This is a genomic window from Streptomyces odontomachicola, assembly GCF_039605595.1.
Lineage (GTDB): Bacteria > Actinomycetota > Actinomycetes > Streptomycetales > Streptomycetaceae > Streptomyces.
In genome coordinates, this window is sequence record NZ_JBCFOK010000017.1 from 87,007 (window position 1) to 108,265 (window position 21,259).

The window sequence follows — 21,259 nt, forward strand, 5'->3', positions numbered from 1 at the left end:
TCCCGAGCGACGGCGCAGAGCACGCGCCATATCCGTACGAAAAGGGCCCGCCGGAGCACCCGGAACGCTAAACCTCCAGGGCACGGACTGTGGGTCTCGTCCCACCTTCCGGGACCGTTTTCCTCCGCACACCTCTCATCCAGGAGAATCGCACCATGAGCAACCCCCAGCAGCTTCGCTACAGCAAGGAGCACGAGTGGCTGACCGACGCCGAGGACGGCGTCTCGACGGTCGGCATCACCTCGCACGCGGCCGACGCGCTCGGCGACGTGGTCTTCGTACAGCTCCCTGAGGTAGGCGACTCGATCACCGCGGGCGAGCCCTGCGGCGAGCTGGAGTCCACCAAGTCGGTGAGCGACCTCTACGCGCCGGTCTCCGGCGAGGTCACCGAGATCAACCAGGACGTGGTGGACGACCCGGCGCTGGTGAACTCCGCCCCCTTCGAGGGCGGCTGGCTGTTCAAGGTGAAGGTGACCGAGGAGCCGGACGACCTGCTGTCCGCCGACGAGTACACCGCCTTCGCCGCGGGGGCCTGAGCACCGCCGCTCACGGGCCTCAGCCCTTCATGACCCAACGCCCGCTCCTGAGGGATGGATCCATGTCGCTTCTGAACAGCTCTCTCCACGAGGTGGACCCGGACGTCGCCGCCGCAGTCGACTCCGAGCTCGACCGCCAGCAGTCCACCCTGGAAATGATCGCCTCGGAGAACTTCGCCCCGGTGGCCTCGATGGAGGCCCAGGGCTCGGTTCTCACCAACAAGTACGCCGAGGGCTACCCCGGCCGCCGCTACTACGGCGGCTGTGAGTACGTCGACGTCGTCGAGGACATCGCGCGCGACCGCATCAAGGCCCTGTTCGGCGCCGAGGCCGCCAACGTGCAGCCGCACTCCGGCGCGCAGGCCAACGCGGCCGCGATGTTCGCGCTGCTCAAGCCGGGCGACACGATCATGGGCCTGGACCTGGCCCACGGCGGTCACCTGACGCACGGCATGAAGATCAACTTCTCCGGCAAGCTCTACAACGTCGTCGCCTACAAGGTCGACGAGCAGACCAGCCAGGTCGACATGGACGAGGTCGAGCGGCTGGCCAAGGAGCACCGCCCGCAGATGATCGTCGCCGGCTGGTCCGCGTACCCGCGCCAGCTCGACTTCGCCGCCTTCCGCCGCATCGCCGACGAGGTCGGCGCGCTGCTCATGGTCGACATGGCGCACTTCGCGGGTCTCGTGGCCGCGGGCCTGCACCCCTCGCCGGTGCCGTACGCGGACGTGGTGACCACCACCACGCACAAGACCCTCGGCGGCCCGCGCGGCGGCGTGATCCTCTCCAAGAAGGAGTACGCGAAGAAGATCAACTCCGCGGTCTTCCCCGGTCAGCAGGGCGGCCCGCTGGAGCACGTGATCGCGGCCAAGGCCGTCGCGTTCAAGATCGCGGCGACCGAGGAGTTCAAGGACCGCCAGCAGCGCACGGTCGAGGGCGCGAAGATCCTCGCCGAGCGGCTGCTCAAGGAGGACACCGTCGGCGCGGGTGTCAACGTCCTCTCCGGCGGCACCGACGTCCACCTCGTCCTGGTGGACCTGCGCAACAGCGAGCTGGACGGCCAGCAGGCCGAGGACCGGCTGCACGAGATCGGCATCACCGTCAACAGGAACGCGGTCCCCAACGACCCGCGCCCGCCGATGGTGACCTCCGGCCTCCGCATCGGCACCCCGGCGCTGGCCACCCGCGGCTTCGTCGCCGAGGACTTCCGCGAGGTCGCCGACATCATCGCCGAGGCGCTGCTGCCGGCCTTCGACGAGGCCAAGGCCAAGTCGCTCTCGGCACGCGTGACCGCGCTCGCCGAGAAGCACCCGCTCTACCCTGAGCTGAACAAGAAGTAGGCCAGGGGCCGAACCGGAAGGGGTGCCCCGCGAGCCCAAGCGGGGCACCCCTTCGGTCCCTCGGAGCCTGTACCGCCTCCCCGACCGGGAACGACGGCACGGGCTCTCCGCACCACCCCTTCACGGACGCAGGAGTCCGCCACCATGGCCATTTCCGTCTTCGATCTCTTCTCGATCGGCATCGGGCCCTCCAGCTCGCACACCGTAGGACCGATGCGCGCGGCGCTGATGTTCGCCCGCAGGCTGAAGAACGAGGGGGTGCTCGCGCACACCGTCTCGGTGCGCGCGGAACTGTACGGCTCGCTCGGCGCCACCGGGCACGGGCACGGCACGCCCAAGGCCGTGCTGCTCGGCCTGGAGGGCGAGTCGCCCCGCACCGTCGACGTCGACACCGCCGACGAACGCGTCCAGCGCATCCGCACCTCCGGCAGGCTGCGGCTGCTCGGCGCCGAGATAGGCGACGCGCACGAGATCGACTTCCACGAGCCCAAGCAGCTCGTCCTGCACCGCCGCCGCTCGCTGCCGTACCACGCCAACGGCATGACCCTCTTCGCGTACGACGCCGAGGGCACGCCTCTCCTGGAGAAGACGTACTACTCGGTCGGCGGCGGCTTCGTCGTCGACGAGGACGCGGTCGGCGAGGACCGCATCAAGCTCGACGACACGGCCCTGCGCTACCCCTTCCGCACCGGCGACGAGCTGCTCAGGCTCACCCAGGACACCGGCCTGTCCATCTCCCGCCTGATGCTGGAGAACGAGAAGGCCTGGCGCACCGAGGCCGAGATCCGCGCCGGACTGCTGGAGATCTGGGACGTCATGCGCGAGTGCGTCTCGCGCGGCCTGTCCCAGGAGGGCATCCTGCCCGGCGGACTCAAGGTCCGCCGCCGCGCGGCCACTTCGGCGCGCCAGCTCCGCGCCGAGGGCAACCCGGAGGCGCTCGCCATGGAGTGGGTGACGCTGTACGCGATGGCGGTGAACGAGGAGAACGCCGCGGGCGGCCGCGTCGTGACCGCGCCGACCAACGGCGCCGCGGGCATCATCCCCGCCGTGCTCCACTACGCCATGCACTTCGTGCCCGGCGCCGACGACGACACGGTGGTGCGCTTCCTGCTCGCGGCCGGCGCCATCGGCATGCTCTTCAAGGAGAACGCCTCGATCTCCGGCGCCGAGGTCGGCTGCCAGGGCGAGGTCGGCTCGGCCTGCTCGATGGCGGCCGGCGGCCTCGCCGAGATCCTGGGCGCCTCGCCCGAGCAGATGGAGAACGCCGCCGAGATCGGCATCGAGCACAACCTCGGCCTCACCTGCGACCCGGTCGGCGGCCTGGTGCAGATCCCCTGCATCGAGCGGAACGGCATGGCAGCGGTGAAGGCCGTCACCGCGGCCCGCATGTCGCTGCGCGGCGACGGCCGCCACCACGTCTCCCTGGACAAGGCCATCAAGACCATGCGCGACACGGGCGCGGACATGAAGGTCAAGTACAAGGAGACGGCGCGCGGCGGTCTCGCGGTCAACGTGATCGAGTGCTGAGACGGCACGAGAACGGGCTCCCGCTCATCCCGTGAGCGGGAGCCCGTCATATCGCGCGGATCAGTCCCGCTGCGCCCCCGGCGGCAGTTGACGGAGGGTCAGCTTGGTGGCGGTCTTCTGCTTGAAGGCCCAGTCCAGCATCCTCGTCGCGTCCGGGTACCGGTCGTTGCTGTTCAGGATGGTCCCGATGACCGTGCGCCCGTTCCGCGTCGCGGAGAACACCAGGCACGGCCCCGCGGCGGTGCCGGTCCCCGTCTTGATGCCGGTGACGCCCTTGTACGAGCCGAGCAGCTTGTTCGTGTTGTACCAGGTGTAGGTCCGGCCGTTGGTGGCCTTCTGCACGCCCTTGGTGCTCTTCACCACGGTCTGGACGTTCTTGCTCGTCATCGCGTACCGGCCGAGCTTGGCCATGTCCCGCGGCGTCGAGTAGTTCTTCCCGCCCTTCGATATGCCGTCGAAGGAGTCGAACTTCGTGTTCTTCATGCCCAGTTGGGCGGCCTTCTTGTTCATCTTCGCGATGAAGTCCGCGGTCCGCTTCGCCGACGTACCGCCCTTGCCGTACGTGTCGGCCAGCGCGTACGCGGCGTCGCACCCGGAGGGCAGCAGCAGCGCGTACAGGAGCTGCCGCGCGGTCAGCTTGTCACCGGTGCGCAGGTCGGCCGTGCTGCCGCCCCACTTGGTCACGTAGTCCCGGTATTCCTTCTTGACCGTGACCTTGGTGTCCAGGCTCTTCCCGCCACCCGCGCTGAGGCTGGTGACCAGCGCCGCGGTCATCACCTTGGTGGTGCTGGCCATCTGACGCCTGGTGTCGGAACCCTTGCCCCACAGCGTCTTGTTGGCCCCGCTGTCCAGCAGGAAGGCCCCCTTGGCCTTGATGCCGGACGGTCCCCCCGCCGCCTGGGCCTGCGCCGGCGCCAGCGGCCCGGCCGCCAGCACGGCGCCCGCCGCGACGGCTGCGGCGGCGGCTCTGCCGCCCGCCTTGGATATGCGTCTCACTCAGTCTGCTCCGTCGTCCTGTGCCATGGATATGGCCATGGGATACAGCTCGGTCGCCAGCACAGACGGACGAGGTGAGCCGAAAGTTGTAGGAGATACGCAGACTTGGGCGGCTTATTACGTGATGCCGCGGACGCCCTGGGGGCCGAGGGACCGGGTGACGGCGCGCGGGGCCTCGGCCGGGGCCCCGGCGGCCGCGTCCGCACAGCGAAAAGGCCCCGCCGGAGCGGGGCCTTCTGCCTCTGCGTCGCGTCAGCAGCCGACGAGTACGGGTCGACCTCAGCCAGCGGCGCAGGTGTTGCCGAAGGCGGGGTTCAGCAGCCCGATGATGTCGATGCTGTTCCCGCACAGGTTGACCGGCACGTGCACCGGAACCTGGATGTTGTTGCCCGAGACGACGCCCGGGGAACCGGTGGCGGAGCCGGAAGCACCGCTGTCGGCGACGGCGGCACCGGCCCCCGCACCGGCGGCGAGACCGGCCGTTGCGACGACCAGAGCGGCCTTCTTCGCAGCATTCATGGAGTACCCCTCCAGACGGATTCCTCGCGGCCCCTTCTTGACGCCGCACAAGAATGAACGGAACGCCGCCGGAAACGTTGCGGGCACGCGGCAGCATTCCGTCGATTGGCTCAATAAGCGAAACCGGTACGGGAGTTCGCATATTCCCCGCCCGGCCCCCGGCGACACCCGGTCGGTACACAGCCGTAACCGCTGGTCTGCGGCGGGATGAACCTATGTTTTTGTGCCATCCGAGTGAATCGACGGAACCAAACCAGCAACCGCGAGTTGATCAGGTCGCTCCGAAGCTGGCACTCCGCATCCAGAAGGGTGAAACATGATCAAGAACGCGCTCGCCGCGGCCGCCGTGGCCACCGCCATCGTCGGCCTCGGTGCCCCCCAGGCCATGGCCGACGACGACCTCGGCACCACGGACTCCGCCAACGGCAAGACCGTGAACGGCAACGGTGCCCAGCAGAACTACGGCAACCAGGCCACCCACGGCACCATGGCGCCGCAGTCCAGCCTGGTCCAGGGCTCGCTCGACAAGCTCTGCCTCGACCTGCTGCACGACACCGAGATCCAGAACATCGTGGCCCTCGTCAATGTCGGCCTCCAGGACGTCCCGATCCTGTCGCAGAAGCAGCAGCAGGTCTGCGCCGAGAACTCCACCCAGGCCGAGGGCGACGGCCAGCTCTCCAACCTGGTCGAGGACCTCCCGGTCATCTCGGAGAACGGCGCCGGCAACAGCTGACCGGTATTCCCGGAGAGGGTCCGGGTCATTCGGATTCCCGGACCCTCGTGTGCACCCGCGCGGCACGGCACAAATTCGCGGCCCGCTCCGGTGGGTCGCGAATCCCCGAGCTGCGTCGAGCCGCGCGGGTCATCCCTTGAAAAACAGCAGCGGAGAAGCGGGCGCCCACGGGCGTCCGGTGGGCACATTCGTGCTCCCGGCCGCTCCGCAGCGGAAAGGTGAAGAGCATGAAGTACATGAAGACCGCGGCGTTCGCCGCCGGCACCCTGATGGCGCTGGGCACCGCTGCACCGGCCATGGCCGACTCGGGTGCGCAGGGTTCGGCCACGGGCTCCCCCGGTGTCATTTCCGGTAACAACATCCAGGTCCCGGTGCACATCCCGATCAACGCCTGCGGGAACAGCATCGACATCATCGGCCTGCTGAACCCCGCGTTCGGCAACACCTGCGCGGCCGGCTGACGCAGGAATTCCGTAACCGGAATGGTTCCTCCCCGTCGTGGCCCCGGAGCATTTATGTTCTCCGGGGCCATTTCGGGGTCCCGGAACCGTTTCCGGCACCGGCCGCGCTCGTTGGGAACAGGGAGCCTCAGTCGAAGAAGACGATCCCGGGAGAATCCCATGAAGTATGCGAAGTCCGCCGCCGTGGTCGCCGGTTCACTCCTGGCGCTGGGCTCCTGGACTCCGGCCTTCGCGGACGCTCCGGCCCCGGCGCCGAACCCGGACGCGGCCAGCGATTTCGCGGCCGGTGCCGACGGGCCGAACTTCGCCCTGGATGACGGACTCGCCCAGGCGACCCGCAAGCACAGCATTGTGGGGGCGGCACTGCGCGAGGGTCCCGTCGGCGTCTCGGGACCGCAGGTCGACGGCCTCAAGAAAGCCGTTCTGGGTGGTCTCGCCCAGCCGAAGTGAAGCGCCCGGAATTCTCCGAGCACCAATCAGGTGAATCTCGATAACTCAGCGCCGCAGCACAAGTTAGGCAATGTGCCCCAGGGCTGAGCTACGCACGATGCAAAGGGAGCAGAAGAAGATGATGAAGAAGATCCTGTCGGCGACCACGGTCGCCGTCGCCGCGGTGGGCGCTTCCGCGGTTGCCGCGCCGCACGCCATGGCCGACGACGACCTGGGCAGCGCCGACTCGGCCAACGGAACCAGCAACAACGGCAATGGTTCCATGCAGCAGTACGGCAACCAGTCCACGCACGGCAACATGAGCCCCCAGATGGCCATCATCCAGGGCTCGCTGAACAAGCCCTGCCTGGACCTGCTGCACGACACCGAGATCCAGAACATCGTCGGCCTGGTCAACGTCGGCCTCCAGGACATCCCGATCCTGTCGCAGAAGCAGCAGCAGGTCTGCACCGAGAACTCCACGCAGGCCGAGGGCGACGCGCCGCTGTCGCACCTGCTCGAGGACGTGCCGATCGTCGGCGAGAACGGCGCCGGCAACAGCTGATCGGCCCACGGCTTCCGCCGTGCGAAGAGCCGGGCCCGGGGCGGGGTCACACCCCCGCCCCGGGCTTCGCGCGTTCCGGCGCCGTGGCACGCGGCCGCGCAGCACGCCGGCGTTCCGCACCGATGCCGCCCGCCGGTGCTCCGCAGGGCGCCGCTCACACACGTGGGGCCCGCCCCGGAGGGCGGGCCCCACACGCATGCCGGGCGGGCGGCGCGTCAGCCGGGAAGGGACTCGGTGACCGGGCCCGTGACGGGGAGTTCGTCGAGGGAGGCGCCGCGGGCCAGGGGCTCGGTGATCATCCTGGTGCTCACGCCCTTGAAGTCGCCGATCTGGGTGCCGATCCCGTTGTCCAGGGGGTCGACGCCGGTGTTGGCCAGCGGGTTGAGCTGGAGCTCCTTCACCCCCATGAGGCCGCCGTCGAGCGCGGCGCCGAGGCCCTGGCCCGTGCCGTTCACGGCCTCGCCGATCTCCTTGGCGCCCGGCATCTCACCGGAGCCCGCCGGAACGGGCTCCGCCGCGTGGGGAGTTGCCGCGCTCGCCGCGACGCCTCCGGCGCCGAGTGCGGCGCCGGCCACGGTGGCCAGGAGGCCGGCGCGGAGGAGAGCGCGAGGAACGGGAAACGCCGGACGACGGGCGCGATGGGCGTGCGCTGCCACAGGAACCACCAGTCACAGAGGGGACGTAGGGACGTCGGGTACGGAAAACCGAATAACGGTCACGCTAGGTACTCATACGCCTACATACCGTAGTCCAGGTAAATGGGGCATTCCAATCCGCAGAGCGGCACACGCCGAGGACGACACGCACGGGGGACGCCTCACGGGATGAACGACGAGATTGGCGTGAACACCCGTGCCCACACGGCGGGTTGAGGCCGCCGCGCACGGACCCCGCACGCCGCCCCCGTACACGAATCCGTACATCGACCCCGCACGCGAAACCGTACGCCGACCCCGTACGCCGCCTCAGTGGTCCGCGAGGCGCATCTCGAACCAGGTCGTCTTGCCCCGCGGCAGGAGGTCCACGCCCCAGCGGTCGGAGAGGGTGTCCACCAGGAACAGACCGCGGCCGCTGGTGTCCATCTCGTGCACGGGGAGCAGGCAGGGAAGGCCGCGCGAGGGGTCGCGGACCTCGACCCGCACCCAGCCGCGGCGGCGCAGCACGCGGAGGCCGAAGACGTGGGCGCCGGTGTGCCGGACGGCGTTGCCGACGAGCTCGGAGACGAGCAGCACGGCGTGCTCGGCGAGCGGGGCTGGGAGCTGCCAGCACTCGCGCAGGACCACGTGGGTCAGCCGGCGCGCGGTGCTCGCGGACTCGGGGCGGTTGGGGAGCCGGATCTCCTCGGCTGTCGGGTCGCCGACCAGCTCGAGGACCTTGCTCGCGGCGTCGTCCCCGCCCGGCTCTCCCGAGCCCTCCGGAACCCTCTCGGTCACGCTCGCCACATCTCCCTGACCCGCCATGGCCACCATCATGGCGCCGTCGGGGAGATCAGGGAGCCGTTCGGGCCAATCCGCCATCACGGAACACCCCCTTCCGGGCTGCTCGTCATGCATATGCCTAAGGCAGTGATACTTCCGGGGAGCGCCCGTGACCAGCAATGACATCGGGTACGGGCAACATCACTGACCGCAACGACGCGACGTTGTTTAAGGTTCCCTTAATGCGGGACTCAATCCCCCACAAGGTGGGGCGTGCGGGTGGACGGGTTGCGCGCCACCCCCAACCACCCCACCCGTACGAGGAGTTGTCACCCGCCGGCGGACCGCGGCAGCGGGACCGTCAGAGGAACTTGGCCTTCCCGGGGCCCTCCTCCACGAAGCTGCGCATCCCGCGCTCCCTGTCCTCGGTCGCGAACAGGCCGGCGAACCAGTTCCGTTCCACGGTCAGGCCGGTGTCGATGTCCGTCTCCAGGCCGGTGTCCACAGCCTCCTTCGCGGCGCGCAGTGCCATCGCGGGCCCGGCCGCGAGCCGCGCCGCCCACGCGTGCGCCTGCTCGTACACCTCGGCGTCCGGGACCACGCGGTCGACCAGGCCGAGGGTCAGGGCCTCGTCGGCCTTCACCTGGCGGCCGGTGAAGATGAGGTCCTTGGCCTTGGACGGGCCGATCAGGCGGGACAGCCGCTGGGTGCCGCCGGCGCCGGGGATCAGGCCGAGCAGGATCTCCGGCTGGCCGAGCTTGGCCTTCTCGCCCGCGATACGGATGTCGGCGCACAGCGCGAGCTCGCAACCGCCGCCCAGCGCATAGCCGTTGACGGCGGCGACGACCGGCTTGGGGATGCGCGCGATGGCGGTGAAGGCGTCCTGGAGGCCCTTGGAGCGGGCGACCATCGCGGCGTGGTCCATCTCCCGCATCTCCTTGATGTCCGCACCGGCCGCGAACACCTTCTCGCCGCCGTACAGCACGACGGTGCGGACGTCGTCGCGTGCGGTGATCTCGCGGGCCAGCTCCAGCAGCCGGTCCTGGGTGGCGATGTCCAGCGCGTTCATCGGGGGGCGGTCCAGGCGTACGGTGGCGACGCCCTCGGCGACCTCGAGATTCACAGTCATGGGGGAAGGCTAACGGGGCCGCGCGGGGCGGGAGTTGCCCGCGCGGCGGGTGTGCGGGGCGTTACTGCTTCGCCGTCCACTTCTCCCAGCTCATGTTCCAGCCGTTGAGGCCGTTGTCGGGCTGGACGGTCTTGTCGTGCGAGTTCTTGATCTCCACCACGTCGCCCACGATCGAGTTGCGGAAGAACCACGCGCCCGGCGTCTTCGTGGAGCCGCCGCCGCGCAGGTCGTACAGGCCGACGCAGCCGTGGCTGACGTTCGCCCGGCCGAAGGTGGACTGCGGGTTCCAGTAGTTGCCGTGGATGAAGGTGCCGGAGGTGCTGAGGCGCTGGGCGTGCGGGACGTCCTTGATGTCGTAGCCGCCGGCGCCCTCGTCGCGCCCGAAGCCGACCGTGTTGCCGTCCATCCGGGTCTCGGTGAGCCGCTCGCTGATGACCATCCGGCCGTTGTACGTGGGGTGTTCGGGGCTGCCCGAGGTGATCGGGATGGTCTTGATCTTCTTGCCGTCGCGGGTGACGGTCATCTTCTTCGTCTTCGCGTCCACGACGCTGACCTGGTGCCGGGCGACCGCGAAGCGGACCTTCTTGTCCTGGGTGCCGTAGACGCCCTTGGCGCCCTCGACGCCGTCCAGGCCGAGGTCGAGGGTGACGTCGGTGCCCTTGGCCCAGTAGTCCTCGGGGCGGAAGTCCAGGCGCTGGTCGCCGAACCAGTGGCCCTCCACCCGCACCTTCGGGTCGGCGGTCACGGATATCGCCTTCTCGACCGCGGCGCGGTCCTCCACCGGGCGGTTGAACTCGATGGAGACTGGCATGCCCGCGCCGACCTTGTCGCCGTCCTCCGGGGTGAAGCGGCCGAGCAGGGGGTTCTTCGGCTTCAGGGTGGTGAACGACGCCTTCTTCGTGGCCGTGCGGCCCTCCGCGTCCTGCGCAGAGGCCCGTACGGAATAGCGGGTGCCGGTGGACAGGTGGGCCGCGGGGCGCCAGGCGGCGCCGCCCTCGGTGATCTTCCCGTCGACCGGCCTGCCGTCCGCGTCCTCGACGGCGACCTTGGTCAACTTGCCCTTTTCGGCGGTGACTTCGAGCTTCCCCGTGGGGGCGACGTCCTTGGCGTCGTCACCCGGGGATATGCGCACGACCGCCTCCGAGGGCTTGTCGGCGTCCTCCTCGGCGCCCACCGGCTTCTTGCCGTTGCCCTCGGCGCCGCTGCCGCCGCCGCAGGTGGTGAGGGTCAGCAGCAGCACGACCAGCACGATCGCGAGTCCCGCCGCCGAACCGCCGATCACCCGCGCCCTGCTGTCCCCCTGCACGGACGAGAGACTCAGCTTCTCCTTGGCGATGGCCTTGAGATCCAAAACGGACCGCTCCCCTCACACGACTCGCGCACCGTGTGCGCCCCCGAACGTGCGCCGTGCTCCGGCAAACACCCCTGCTGCCGTTAGATAACCACACCGGAGTGACAGGGGTCTGCCCGCAGGGGTCACCGTTCAGTCGCGGTTTCGGGGAGATGCGTGGAGGTCGGAAAGGGTCTGCGAGGACGGGACATTGCTGGTCAGTTGAGGGCGCTTCCGGCCTTCCAGCGATGCCAGCCCATGTTCCAGCCGCTCAGCCCGTTGTCCGGCGCGACGGTGGATTCCGCCGAACCCCGTACGGTCACCACGTCGCCGATGAGCGATTCGCCGTAGAAGCGCCCGGCGGGCGTGCGCGGGCTGCCGCCGCGCGCGTCCCGCAGGCCGACGCAACCGTGGCTGGTGTTGGAGGAGCCGAAGGTGCCGCTGGGGGCCCAGTAGTTGCCGTGCAGGAAGGTGCCGCTGTCGGTGAGGCGCATCGCGTGCGGCACGTCGTCGATGTCGTACTCGCCGCCGAAGCCCACGGTGTCGCCGTTCATGCGGGTCACGTCGTACTTCTCGGAGATCACCATGCGGCCGTTGTACGTGGGGTTCCCCTTGTCGCCCGCGGTCACCGGGACACGGGCCACCGTGTGCCCGCCGCGCCGCACCGTCATGGTGTGCCGTCGCGCGTCCACGGTGCTGCGCTGGTCGCGGCCGACGGTGAAGCGCACGGTCTTGTTCTGCACACCGTAGGCACCGGGCGCGCCCCGTACATCCCGCAGCCGCAGCGTGAGCGAGACGCGGGTGCCGGGGCGCCAGTACGTGCGCGGGCGGAAGTCCAGGCGGGAGCGGCCGAACCAGTGCGCGGCGACCTCGGTGCGCGGATGCGCGGTGACCCGGATGGCCCGCTCGACCGCGGCCCGGTCGGCGATGGGCCGGTCGAAGTCGATGGAGGGGATCATGCCGGTGCCCACGGTCTGGCCGTTCTCCGGGGTGAAGAAGCCGATGAAGCGGTGCTCGGGCGCGCGCGTGGTGAAGTCGCTGTGTCGCGCCGTGCGGCGCCCGTGCCCGTCCACGGCGAGCGCGTCCACGGTGTACTTCGCCGCCATCGCGAGGCTGCGCGCGGGCCGCCAGGTGCGGCCGTCGGCCGAGAGCCGCCCGGGCAGCGCGCGGCGCCGCACGTCGCCCTGGCGCAGCACCCGTACGCGCTCCAGGCGCCCCTCGCCGACCGACACACGGAGCGGTGCGTCGGCGCGTACGTCCTCGGCCCCGTCGCGCGGCGTCACCCGGATGGCCCGCTCCGGGGACTTCGGGTCGCCGCCGCCCGGACCGCAGCCGGCGGCGGTGGCGCAGACGGCCGCGCACGTCAGGAGGGCGAGCGCGGTACGCAGTGTCCGCGGCCCTCTCCTCGCCCGGCGGCCCGCGCCCTCCGCCGCTCCCGCCCCGCTCTTCCCGCCGTTCCCGCCGTTTCCGTACCGGTCGCGCATGCCCCCGGATTCCGCCCCTCAAGATCGCCACGATCGCCGTACGGGGAGACCAACGACCGGGGTGCGGACGGGAAACGAGCCGGTCACCGGGTGTGAGGCGAGTGTCCCGTTTGGGAAGAATGGCGGGGAAGAGAACCGGACAGCGGACGACGATCACGGCGCGCGGTGCCGCGGGCCGCGGGAGGCAGAGACGTGTCGCACGTACACGGCCGAGGGGTCGCGGCCGGGCCCGTGAACGGCGGCGCCGGCGTGCCCGTCGCACCGCCGACCGGGGCCGGCGGCAAGTCCGGCGGGGCCGAGGACGGTGAGGGCCGGAGCACGCAGCACGCGGAGCGGCCGGTGCCGGAAGCGGGCCGCGGCGGGGGCGCCGAGGTGTGGCCGGGCAGCCCCGAGCCGCTGGGCGCACGGCACCACGCGGGGCCCGAGGGCGTGGCCGGGACGAACTTCGCGCTGTGGGCCGGCGGGGCCGAGGCGGTCGAGGTGTGCCTGTTCGACGACGAGGAGGACGGCGAGGGCGGGGAGGCCGTCGAGCGGCGGTACGCGCTGCCGGAGCTGACCCATGAGATCTGGCACGGCTTCATACCGGGAGTGCGGCCAGGGCAGCGGTACGGATTCCGGGTGCACGGGCGCTGGGACCCCTGGACGGGCGCCCGCTGGAATCCGGCGAAGCTGCTGCTGGACCCCTATGCGCGCGCGGTGGACGGCGAGTTCGACGCGCTGCCGGCCGAGCTGTACGGGCATGTGCGGGACTGGCCGCAGCCGGAGCTCGCGGACACGGTGCGCGACGAGCGCGATTCGGCGCCGCACGTGCCGAAGGGCGTGGTGGTGCACGACCAGGACAGCTGGGCCGACGACCGCAGGCCGAAGACGCCGTGGGCGGACTCGGTGCTGTATGAGGTGCATGTGCGCGGCTTCACGATGCGGCACCCGGAGGTCCCGGAGGAGCTGCGCGGCACGTACGCGGGGCTCGGGCACCCCGCCGTCGTCGGGCATCTGAAGCGGCTGGGGGTGACGGCGGTGGAGCTGCTGCCGGTGCACCAGTTCGCGCACGAGGACCATCTGCTGCGGCGCGGCATGCGCAATTACTGGGGCTACAACTCGATCGGCTACTTCGCGCCGCACGCCGGGTACGCGGCGACCGGCACGCGCGGGCAGCAGGTCGGGGAGTTCAAGCGGATGGTGCGGGCGCTGCACTCCGCGGGGATCGAGGTGATCCTCGACGTGGTCTACAACCACACGGCCGAGGGCAGCGAGCACGGTCCGACGCTCTCCCTGCGCGGCATCGACAACCGCGGCTACTACCGGACGGTGCCGCACGACCAGCGCAGATACGCGGACTACACGGGCTGCGGCAACACCCTGCACGTGGTCCAGCCGCATGTGCTGCGGCTGATCACGGACTCGCTGCGCTACTGGGTGCAGGAGATGGGCGTGGACGGCTTCCGCTTCGACCTGGCCTCGGCGCTGGCCCGTTCGATGCACGACGTCGACATGCTCTCGCCGTTCCTCGCGGTGATCGCGCAGGACCCGGTGCTGCGGCGGGTGAAGCTGATCGCCGAGCCCTGGGACGTGGGCAGCGGCGGCTATCAGGTGGGCGCCTTCCCGCCGCGCTGGACCGAGTGGAACGACCGCTACCGGGACACCGTGCGGGACTTCTGGCGCGGCGCGCTGCCGGATGTGCGGGACCTGGGCTACCGGCTCTCGGGGTCCAGCGACCTGTACGCCTGGGGAGGGCGGCGGCCCTACGCCTCGGTCAACTTCGTGACGGCGCACGACGGTTTCACGCTGCGCGACCTCGTCTCGTACGAGCACAAGCGGAACACCGCGAACGGCGAGGCCAACCGGGACGGCACGGACGACAACCGGTCGTGGAACTGCGGCGCCGAGGGGCCGACCGACGATCCGGACGTGCAGGCGCTGCGGCGGCGGCAGGTGCGGAACCTGCTCACCACGCTGCTGCTGTCCACCGGGGTGCCGATGCTGGTGGCGGGCGACGAGATGGGCCGCACCCAGGGCGGCAACAACAACGCGTACTGCCAGGACAACGAGGTCGGCTGGGTCGACTGGTCGCTGCTGCGCACGCCGGAGTGGAACGGTCTGTTCGAGCTGGCCTCGCGGCTGGTGCGGCTGCGCGGGGAGCACCCGGTGCTGCGCCGCAAGGCGTTCTTCTCGGGGCGCGCGAACGGGGCCGAGGGGCTGCGGGACCTCGCGTGGTTCACCGGCGAGGGGCGGGAGATGACGGAGGACGACTGGTTCGCGCCGAGCGGGACGCTCGGGATGTACCTCTCCGGCAGGGACATCCCGCACCGCGACGCGCAGGGCGTGCAGATCACCGACGACAGCTTCCTGTGCATCCTGCACGCGGGCGACGGGCGGCGCGCCGTGCGCCTCCCCGACGCGCGGTGGGGCACCGCGTACGAACTCCTCGTCGACACGGCCCTGGAGGACCAGTCGGCCCCGCCCGGCACGGTGCACGAGGCGGGCTCGACGCTGGAGACGCCGGGGCGGTCGGTGCGGGTGCTGCGGGTGGTGGGGCTCAACGGCGCGCGCGGGTGAGGCGCGCGCGGGTGAGGTACGCGGTCGCCGCTGCGGTCGGCAGGAGTACGGAGGCCGCCAGCACCCCGAAGGCCGTGAGGGTGTGGGCGGCCGTGCCGAGGGCCGCCACGCACAGGCCCGCGCCCAGCTCGAAGGAGGTCTCCTGCAACGCGGCGGCCTCCCCCGCGCGTTCGGGCCCCGCGGCCCCCATCACCGCGTCGGCGCCCAGGGTCATGACGGCGCCCGCCGCGGTGCCCGACACGAGCAGGCAGGCCACCAGCGCCGGGTAGCCGCCCGCCGCCGCGGCCGGGCCGACCGGGGCGAGGGCGCAGCCGAGCAGGAGCATCGCGGCGGGGAGCGCACGGCGCGCGCCGAACCGCCGCGCGCACCACGGCGCGGCCACCGCGCCCGCCGCGCTCGCCGCGGCGAGCGGCATCAGCGCGAGGCCCGCCTCCAGCGGCGAGCGGCCCGCGCTGCGCTGGAGCCACAGCGTGAGGAAGAAGAGCAGCGCGATGTGGCTGCCGAAGCCGGTGAGGATGCAGCCGAGCGCGGTGGCGATGCGGCGTTCGGCCAGCAGTTTCAGGTCCAGCAGCGGCTGTGCGGCGCGGCGTTGGCGTCGTACGAAGGCGCAGAGCAGCAGCGCGCCGGCCAGGCCCGCTGCGATCGGCGCGGGGTCGCCGCCTGCCACCCCGCCCGGGTGCTTGAGCGCGTAGACGACGGCGGCGAGGCCGGACGCCGAGAGCAGCGCTCCTGCCGCGTCCCAGCGCCGGGGCAGCGGGCTGCGGGACTCCGGGACCAGGCGGGCGCCCGCGGCCAGGGCCACGGCGGTGACCGGCACGTTGACCAGGAAGACCGCGCCCCAGTGCCAGTGCTGCACGAGCAGCCCGCCGAGCAGCGGGCCCAGGGTGGCGCCCGCGCTGTGCGCCGCGGTCCACACGCCGAGCGCGAGGGTCCGTTCGCGCGCGTCGGGGAAGAGCGCGCGGATCAGCGCGACGGTGCACGACATGATCATGGCCATCGCGGCGCCGAGCAGCACCCGCGCGGCGATCAGCGCTCCGGGGGAGGGCGCGTACGCGGCCAGGGCCGAGGCCGCGGCGAACAGGCCGAGCCCCGCGAGCAGCAGGCGCCTGCGCCCGTACCTGTCGGCGAGCGTGCCGCAGGTGACCAGGAGGGCGGCCACGGTGAGCGGGTAGGCGTCCACCGTCCACAGCAGCGCGGCCCTGCCGGGGCGCAGGTCGGCGAGGATGCTGGGCACGGCCACCTGCAGCACGGTGAGGTCCATGCCGCCGAGGAACAGCCCGGCGCACAGGACGGCGAGGACGGCCCAGCGGTTACCGGAAGCCGTCTGCTCCGGCGCCGGCACAGGACCCGGGCTCGGCTCCGTACGGGCCGTCGGGTGATCGCATGCGGTCATGCCCGCACTATCGTGATCACCGGAAGGCGGCCACAAGAACGGTCTTTTCTGTGCGGTAGGCACAGTCCGTATACCTCCGCAGGTGGGAGCGGTGTGCGGGGAGAGAGCCGTACGGGAGGGCCGCTAACGCGTCGTACGCGGGAGCTGGGCATGCGGGGAAGCGCCGAGGACACGGCGGACCACTGCGCGGTGGAGCTGGCCATGGAGGTGCTGGGCGGGCGCTGGAAGCTGGCGATCCTGCGGAAGCTCATGGACGGCACACGGCGCTTCAACGAGCTGCAGCGCGAACTCCCCTCGGTGACCCAGCGGATGCTGACCCGCCAGCTCCGCGAGCTGGAGGCGGACGGCCTGGTGCGGCGGACCGTGTACGCGCAGGTCCCGCCGAAGGTCGAGTACGCGCTGACCGGCACGGGCCGCAGCCTGGACGAGATCACCCGGCGGCTGGACGCCTGGGGGCGCTGGTACAGGGACGCGCGGCGGGAGGGACGAGAGGCGGCTGACGGGAGCGGGGCGCGGCCGGAGGCGGCGGACGGGGGCGGGGCCACGTAACACCCCAGCCTCGTAACACCCCTCCCCTGCACGGGAATTGGCGCATATCGGCTGGTCCGCGTGCCGGCCGTTCCGCTGACGGGAAAAACGGATGAGCGGTGTCAGTGGGCGTCCGTACTCTCGGAGAGATGGCGGGCGGTGCGGGGTGCGGAGCGGGGCGTGAGGGCGTACGGCGGTCGGCCGTGCGGTCGTTGTGGCGGCTGTGGCCTTATGTGCGGCCGGTGCGCGGGCGCATGCTCGCCGCGGCCGGCGTGGGCATCGGCGCCTCGCTCATGGCGCTCGCGGTCCCGCTGGTGCTCAAGTGGCTGGTGGACGGGCCCGTCGCGGCGCGGGACGCCGGAGGGGTGTGGCTCGGCGGGGCGCTGCTGCTCGCGCTGGGCGTGGCGGAGGCGGTGCTCGTCGGCATGCGGCGGTGGCTGCTCGCGCGCCCGCTCGCCGGGGTGGAGGCACGGCTGCGCGCCGACCTGTATGCCCAGTTGCAGCGGCTACCGGTGTCCTTCCACGACCGCTGGCCCAGCGGTCAGCTCCTCTCGCGCGGCACGACCGACCTCCAACTGCTGCGGCTGTTCCTCGCGTTCCCGCTGACGTTCCTGGTGGTGAACGGCAGCACGGTCCTCGTGGGGTACGCGGTGCTGCTCTCCCAGCAGTGGACGCTGGGCCTGGTCGTCCTGGGGCCGCTGATACCGCTGGTGGCGCTCTGCACGGCGCTGGAGATGCGCTACTCGCTGGCGGCGCGCGCCGCGCAGGACCAGCTCGGCGACCTGACCACGCACATCGAGGAGGCGGTCCTCGGCATACGGATCATCAAGGGCTTCGGGCGGCACCGCGGGCAGGCCCGCGCGTTCCGCAGGGACGCGGCGAAGCTGCGCGGCATCGAGCTGGGCAAGGCCCGGATACTCGCGCTCATCTGGACCGTCGTGGTGCTGCTGCCCGAGCTGGCGATCGGCGCCGCGCTGGTGCTGGGCAGCGTGCAGGTGGCGGACGGCACACTGTCGGCCGGGACGCTGGTGGCCTTCCTGTCCACGGCGCTCGCGCTGCGCTGGCCGGTCGAGTCCTTCGGGTTCCTGCTGGCCATCAGCAACGACGCGGCGACGGCGACGGACCGGTATTTCGAGGTACGGGACACGGCGGTGCCGGAGGAGGGGCCGGAGGAGGGGCCGGAGGAGGGGCGGGCGGTCCGGACTCGTACGGCCGCACCGCGTGCGGAAGCCCAACCCCGTTGCGGCGGGCTCCGCTTCGAGGGCGTGCGCTTCCGTTATCCGGACGCGCCCGCCGCGGCGCCGCCCGTGCTGGACGGCCTCGACCTGCACATACGGCCGGGCGAGACGATGGCGCTCGCCGGGGCCACGGGGAGCGGCAAGACCACGCTCACCGCGCTGGTGCCGCGGCTGTACGAGGTGTCGGGCGGCCGCATCACGCTGGACGGCGCCGACATCGCCGCGCTGCCCCGCGCGGAGCTGCGCGGCATGGTGGCCGTGGCCTTCGAGGAGCCGACGCTGTTCTCCGCCACGGTGGACGCCAACGTACGGATGGGGGCGGGCGGTCCGGGTTCCGGCACCGGCAGTGGCAACGGCACCGATAGCGGCAGCGGCTTCGGCTCCGGGAATGTGCGGCGCGCGCTGCGGGTGGCGCAGGCCGACGGCTTCGTCGACGCGCTGCCCGAGGGCGTCCGCACGCAGGTGGGCGAGCAGGGCCTGAGCCTCTCCGGCGGCCAGCGGCAGCGGATCGCGCTGGCCCGCGCGGTGGCCGGGCGTCCCCGCTTCCTGATCCTGGACGACCCGCTCTCGGCGCTCGACGTGCACACCGAGGCGGCCGTCGAGGCGGCGCTGCGCGAGGTGCTGGCGGAGTCGACGGCCCTGGTCGTGGCGCACCGCCCGTCCACGGTGCAGCTCGCCGACCGGGTGGCGCTGCTCTCCGGGGGCCGGATAGCGGCGGTGGGCACCCACAGCCAACTGCTGCGGGACAGCGCGGAGTACAGACACCTGATGTCCGACGAACACGAGGAACACCAGGAACGCCAAGAACGCCAGGCACGCCAGGCACGCCAGGCACGCCAGGCACGCGACGAGCACGAGGGACACGACGAGCGCGGAGAGCACTGAGAGCACGGGAAAGGGGGACGGTGACCAGCGGGACCACGTGGCGCACGGGGCGCGACGACGAGGAGGAACCGGAGGAACCGGAGGGTCCTGAGCCGAGACCTGACCCGGGAAGGGAGCGCGGGCCGAAGACCGAGCGGGAGCAGAAGGAAAACGCTCCCGACCCCGACGACGCCTTCGAGCGCGACCGCCTCCCCGCCCCGCGCCGCCTCCTCGCCTCGCTGCTGCGCCCGCACCGCGGCCGGGTCGCGGTGGCCGCCGCGCTGCTGCTGGTGCAGCAGGCCGCGGCGCAGGCGGGGCCGTTCCTGGTCGCGCTGGCGCTGGATCGCGCCGTGCCCGCGCTGCGCGCCGGGGACCGGGGGCCGCTGTTCGCCGTGGCCGCCGCGTACCTGGGCTGCGCCCTCGCGGCGGGCGGCCTCAAGTACCTGTTCACGCGCACCGCGGCCCGGGTCAACCAGGACGCGCTGCTCGCGCTCCGCCAGCGCATCCACCGCCACGCGCAGGCACTGAGCATCGACTTCCACGAGCGCTACACCTCGGGGCGGCTGATATCCCGCGCCACCACCGACATCGAGGCACTGCGCGAACTCCTCAGCGAGGGCCTGGAGGAGCTGCTGACGCTGGTGCTGTCCACGGTCTACATCACGGTGCTGCTGTGCTGGCTGGACGCCGGGCTCGGCGCGGCCGTGCTGCTCTCCTTCGTTCCGCTGGCCTTCCTGGTGCGGGACTTCCAGGGGCGGCTGCTGCGGGTCTCGCGCCGGCGGTCGACGGCCATCGCGGCGGTGATCGTGAAGTTCACCGAGACGCTGAACGGCATACGCCCGGTGCAGTCCTTCCGCCAGGAGGCGGCCAACGAGCGGGAGTTCGCCGGGCTCAACGCGCGGCACCGGGAGGCCAACGGGCGCGCCACACTGGAGATGGGCCGCTATGTCTTCCTCTCCCGCCTGGCGGGGAACCTCGCGGTCACCGCGCTGGTGGTCTGGGGCGCGTACCGGGTGGCCTCAGGCGGGCTCGCGCTCGGCGTGCTGGCGGCGGCCGTGCTGTATCTGCGGCGGCTGTACGAGCCGATCGACCGGCTCGGGATGTTCCTCAACGCGTACCAGTCGGCCGCCGCCTCGCTGGAGAAGATCGCCGGCCTGCTGGCCCAGACGCCCTCGGTCCCGGAACCGGACCGCCCGCGCCCGCTGCCCGCACGCGGCGGCGGGGACGGATCGCGGGGCCGGCGGGTCGACTTCGAGGGCGTGGCCTTCGGCTACCGCACCGGCGGCGAGGTCCTGCCCCCCTTCGACCTGACGCTGCCCGCGGGGCACACCACGGCGGTCGTGGGCGCGACGGGCGCGGGCAAGTCGACGCTGGCCAAGCTGCTCGCGCGGTTCTACGACGGGACGGCGGGGCGGGTGCTGCTGGACGGCGTGGACCTGCGCGACCTCGATTCCGCCACGCTGCGCCGCGAGGTGGTCATGGTCACCCAGGAGGCGTTCCTCTTCTCCGGCACGGTCGCGGAGAACATCGCGGTCGGCCGCCCCGACGCCTCCCGTACGGAGATCGAGCGGGCCGCGCGTGCCATCGGCGCGCACGGGTTCATCGCCGCGCTCCCCGAGGGGTACGACACCGACGTACGCAAGCGCGGCGGCCGCATATCCGCCGGTCAGCGCCAACTCGTGGGCTTCGCCCGGGCGTTGCTCGCCGACCCCTCGGTCCTGGTGCTGGACGAGGCGACCTCCTCACTGGACATCCCCGGCGAGCGCGCGGTGCAGCAGGCCATGCGCACCGTGCTGCGCGGCCGCACCGCGATAGTGATCGCCCACCGGCTGTCCACGGTGCGAGTTGCGGACAGGGTTCTGGTCATGGAGGCGGGCCGCGTGGTCGAGGACGGACCGCCCGGCGAACTGATCGCGGCGGAGGGACACTTCGCCTCGCTGCACGCCTCGTGGCGGGACAGCGTGCACTGACCAGGGGTTTTCCGCCCCGTACGGGGAATCGGGGCGGGGCTCGGCCCTCGTACGAGGCCCCTGCGACCGGCCCGCGCCGTGCCCGCCGACGTCCGGTGAGCGGACACGGGATTCGGTCAACGGACAACTTCCGGCCATTGTGCGGCCGGACCGTACCGCTTGACGCGCAACGGTGTCAGTCTTCCCTCGCCGCGCACGGCGCCTCCGTACCACCTCCCCCCACGCTCCGCCCCGACTACGGCC

Annotated in this window: 19 protein-coding genes; 11 read left to right on the forward strand and 8 right to left on the reverse strand. The window is 71.7% G+C overall.

The genetic code is table 11. From position 1 onward, the window contains the following. Positions 1–155: 155 nt before the first annotated feature. The 3 genes from gcvH to ABEE00_RS27875 all read left to right on the forward strand — a co-directional run bounded on the left by gcvH (position 156) and on the right by ABEE00_RS27875 (position 3,403). Positions 156–536 carry a glycine cleavage system protein GcvH gene (gene gcvH, locus ABEE00_RS27865; protein ID WP_345748456.1) on the forward strand — a complete coding sequence of 127 codons (381 nt, stop codon included), beginning with the start codon at positions 156–158 and terminating at the stop codon, positions 534–536. 62 nt (positions 537–598) lie between these two features. Then, a complete protein-coding gene (gene glyA, locus ABEE00_RS27870; protein WP_345748457.1) occupies positions 599–1,876 on the forward strand; it encodes a serine hydroxymethyltransferase in 1,278 nt (425 codons plus the stop codon). Positions 1,877–2,020: 144 nt separating this feature from the next. Next, entirely contained in the window at positions 2,021–3,403 is a 1,383-nt protein-coding gene (locus ABEE00_RS27875; RefSeq protein WP_345748458.1) for an L-serine ammonia-lyase, read from the forward strand. Between the two features lie 60 nt (positions 3,404–3,463). Here ABEE00_RS27875 and ABEE00_RS27880 read toward each other — a convergent pair whose 3' ends face one another. Both ABEE00_RS27880 and ABEE00_RS27885 read right to left on the reverse strand, forming a co-directional pair. Beyond that, positions 3,464–4,390 carry a D-alanyl-D-alanine carboxypeptidase family protein gene (locus ABEE00_RS27880; protein WP_451918685.1) on the reverse strand — a complete coding sequence of 309 codons (927 nt, stop codon included), beginning with the start codon at positions 4,388–4,390 and terminating at the stop codon, positions 3,464–3,466. A gap of 288 nt (positions 4,391–4,678) precedes the next feature. After that, positions 4,679–4,918 (reverse strand): chaplin, encoded by a 240-nt coding sequence (locus ABEE00_RS27885; RefSeq protein WP_345748460.1) that lies wholly within the window; start codon positions 4,916–4,918, stop codon positions 4,679–4,681. A 316-nt stretch (positions 4,919–5,234) separates the two neighbouring features. Between ABEE00_RS27885 and ABEE00_RS27890 the strand changes: the two genes are divergently transcribed. The 4 genes from ABEE00_RS27890 (at position 5,235) to ABEE00_RS27905 (ending at position 7,106) form a co-directional block, all read left to right on the forward strand. Beyond that, entirely contained in the window at positions 5,235–5,651 is a 417-nt protein-coding gene (locus ABEE00_RS27890; protein WP_345748461.1) for a rodlin, read from the forward strand. Between the two features lie 227 nt (positions 5,652–5,878). Then, the gene (locus ABEE00_RS27895; protein ID WP_345748462.1) at positions 5,879–6,112 is read left to right on the forward strand and encodes a chaplin; all 234 of its coding nucleotides are present in this window, start codon (positions 5,879–5,881) and stop codon (positions 6,110–6,112) included. 159 nt (positions 6,113–6,271) lie between these two features. Further along, the gene (locus tag ABEE00_RS27900) at positions 6,272–6,562 is read left to right on the forward strand and encodes a hypothetical protein (RefSeq protein WP_345748463.1); all 291 of its coding nucleotides are present in this window, start codon (positions 6,272–6,274) and stop codon (positions 6,560–6,562) included. 118 nt (positions 6,563–6,680) lie between these two features. Beyond that, positions 6,681–7,106, forward strand: coding sequence for a rodlin (locus ABEE00_RS27905; RefSeq protein ID WP_345748564.1), 426 nt, complete (start codon positions 6,681–6,683; stop codon positions 7,104–7,106). Between the two features lie 215 nt (positions 7,107–7,321). Here the strand turns inward: ABEE00_RS27905 and ABEE00_RS27910 are convergent, their stop codons facing one another. From ABEE00_RS27910 to ABEE00_RS27930, 5 genes are all read right to left on the reverse strand, one after another. Beyond that, the gene (locus ABEE00_RS27910; RefSeq protein ID WP_345748464.1) at positions 7,322–7,681 is read right to left on the reverse strand and encodes a hypothetical protein; all 360 of its coding nucleotides are present in this window, start codon (positions 7,679–7,681) and stop codon (positions 7,322–7,324) included. Positions 7,682–8,071: 390 nt separating this feature from the next. Next, on the reverse strand, positions 8,072–8,578 hold the full coding sequence (locus ABEE00_RS27915) for an ATP-binding protein (protein ID WP_451918686.1): 507 nt from the start codon (positions 8,576–8,578) through the stop codon (positions 8,072–8,074). A gap of 307 nt (positions 8,579–8,885) precedes the next feature. Next, a complete protein-coding gene (locus ABEE00_RS27920) occupies positions 8,886–9,653 on the reverse strand; it encodes an enoyl-CoA hydratase/isomerase family protein (RefSeq protein WP_345748466.1) in 768 nt (255 codons plus the stop codon). A 61-nt stretch (positions 9,654–9,714) separates the two neighbouring features. Continuing rightward, positions 9,715–11,004, reverse strand: a complete 1,290-nt coding sequence (locus ABEE00_RS27925; protein ID WP_345748467.1) for a L,D-transpeptidase — start codon at positions 11,002–11,004, stop codon at positions 9,715–9,717. 197 nt (positions 11,005–11,201) lie between these two features. Further along, positions 11,202–12,467, reverse strand: coding sequence for a L,D-transpeptidase (locus ABEE00_RS27930; RefSeq protein ID WP_345748468.1), 1,266 nt, complete (start codon positions 12,465–12,467; stop codon positions 11,202–11,204). Positions 12,468–12,806: 339 nt separating this feature from the next. Between ABEE00_RS27930 and glgX the strand changes: the two genes are divergently transcribed. After that, positions 12,807–15,023 carry a glycogen debranching protein GlgX gene (gene glgX, locus ABEE00_RS27935; protein WP_345748565.1) on the forward strand — a complete coding sequence of 739 codons (2,217 nt, stop codon included), beginning with the start codon at positions 12,807–12,809 and terminating at the stop codon, positions 15,021–15,023. Here glgX and ABEE00_RS27940 read toward each other — a convergent pair. Continuing rightward, a complete protein-coding gene (locus ABEE00_RS27940) occupies positions 15,004–16,416 on the reverse strand; it encodes an MFS transporter (protein ID WP_345748469.1) in 1,413 nt (470 codons plus the stop codon). The genes glgX and ABEE00_RS27940 overlap by 20 nt on opposite strands. A 150-nt stretch (positions 16,417–16,566) precedes the next feature. Between ABEE00_RS27940 and ABEE00_RS27945 the strand changes: the two genes are divergently transcribed. The 3 genes from ABEE00_RS27945 (at position 16,567) to ABEE00_RS27955 (ending at position 21,016) form a co-directional block, all read left to right on the forward strand. Beyond that, the gene (locus ABEE00_RS27945) at positions 16,567–16,965 is read left to right on the forward strand and encodes a winged helix-turn-helix transcriptional regulator (protein WP_345748470.1); all 399 of its coding nucleotides are present in this window, start codon (positions 16,567–16,569) and stop codon (positions 16,963–16,965) included. Between the two features lie 128 nt (positions 16,966–17,093). Beyond that, complete coding sequence (locus tag ABEE00_RS27950; protein WP_345748471.1) at positions 17,094–19,067, forward strand: ABC transporter ATP-binding protein; 1,974 nt, start codon at positions 17,094–17,096, stop codon at positions 19,065–19,067. A gap of 20 nt (positions 19,068–19,087) precedes the next feature. Next, positions 19,088–21,016, forward strand: a complete 1,929-nt coding sequence (locus tag ABEE00_RS27955; RefSeq protein ID WP_345748472.1) for an ABC transporter ATP-binding protein — start codon at positions 19,088–19,090, stop codon at positions 21,014–21,016. The last annotated feature ends 243 nt before the right edge of the window (positions 21,017–21,259 follow it).

What these genes read in the sequence shown, in the direction of transcription:
- ABEE00_RS27930 (WP_345748468.1), bottom strand. Translation starts at nt 12,467, where the DNA reads ATGCGCGACCGGTACGGAAACGGCGGGAACGGCGGGAAGAGCGGGGCG.
- ABEE00_RS27915 (WP_451918686.1), bottom strand. Translation starts at nt 8,578, where the DNA reads ATGATGGTGGCCATGGCGGGTCAGGGAGATGTGGCGAGCGTGACCGAG.
- glyA (WP_345748457.1), top strand. Translation starts at nt 599, where the DNA reads ATGTCGCTTCTGAACAGCTCTCTCCACGAGGTGGACCCGGACGTCGCC.
- ABEE00_RS27890 (WP_345748461.1), top strand. Translation starts at nt 5,235, where the DNA reads ATGATCAAGAACGCGCTCGCCGCGGCCGCCGTGGCCACCGCCATCGTC.
- ABEE00_RS27940 (WP_345748469.1), bottom strand. Translation starts at nt 16,416, where the DNA reads ATGACCGCATGCGATCACCCGACGGCCCGTACGGAGCCGAGCCCGGGT.
- ABEE00_RS27875 (WP_345748458.1), top strand. Translation starts at nt 2,021, where the DNA reads ATGGCCATTTCCGTCTTCGATCTCTTCTCGATCGGCATCGGGCCCTCC.
- ABEE00_RS27885 (WP_345748460.1), bottom strand. Translation starts at nt 4,918, where the DNA reads ATGAATGCTGCGAAGAAGGCCGCTCTGGTCGTCGCAACGGCCGGTCTC.
- ABEE00_RS27905 (WP_345748564.1), top strand. Translation starts at nt 6,681, where the DNA reads ATGATGAAGAAGATCCTGTCGGCGACCACGGTCGCCGTCGCCGCGGTG.
- ABEE00_RS27920 (WP_345748466.1), bottom strand. Translation starts at nt 9,653, where the DNA reads ATGACTGTGAATCTCGAGGTCGCCGAGGGCGTCGCCACCGTACGCCTG.
- ABEE00_RS27950 (WP_345748471.1), top strand. Translation starts at nt 17,094, where the DNA reads ATGGCGGGCGGTGCGGGGTGCGGAGCGGGGCGTGAGGGCGTACGGCGG.
- ABEE00_RS27895 (WP_345748462.1), top strand. Translation starts at nt 5,879, where the DNA reads ATGAAGTACATGAAGACCGCGGCGTTCGCCGCCGGCACCCTGATGGCG.
- ABEE00_RS27945 (WP_345748470.1), top strand. Translation starts at nt 16,567, where the DNA reads ATGCGGGGAAGCGCCGAGGACACGGCGGACCACTGCGCGGTGGAGCTG.
- ABEE00_RS27900 (WP_345748463.1), top strand. Translation starts at nt 6,272, where the DNA reads ATGAAGTATGCGAAGTCCGCCGCCGTGGTCGCCGGTTCACTCCTGGCG.
- gcvH (WP_345748456.1), top strand. Translation starts at nt 156, where the DNA reads ATGAGCAACCCCCAGCAGCTTCGCTACAGCAAGGAGCACGAGTGGCTG.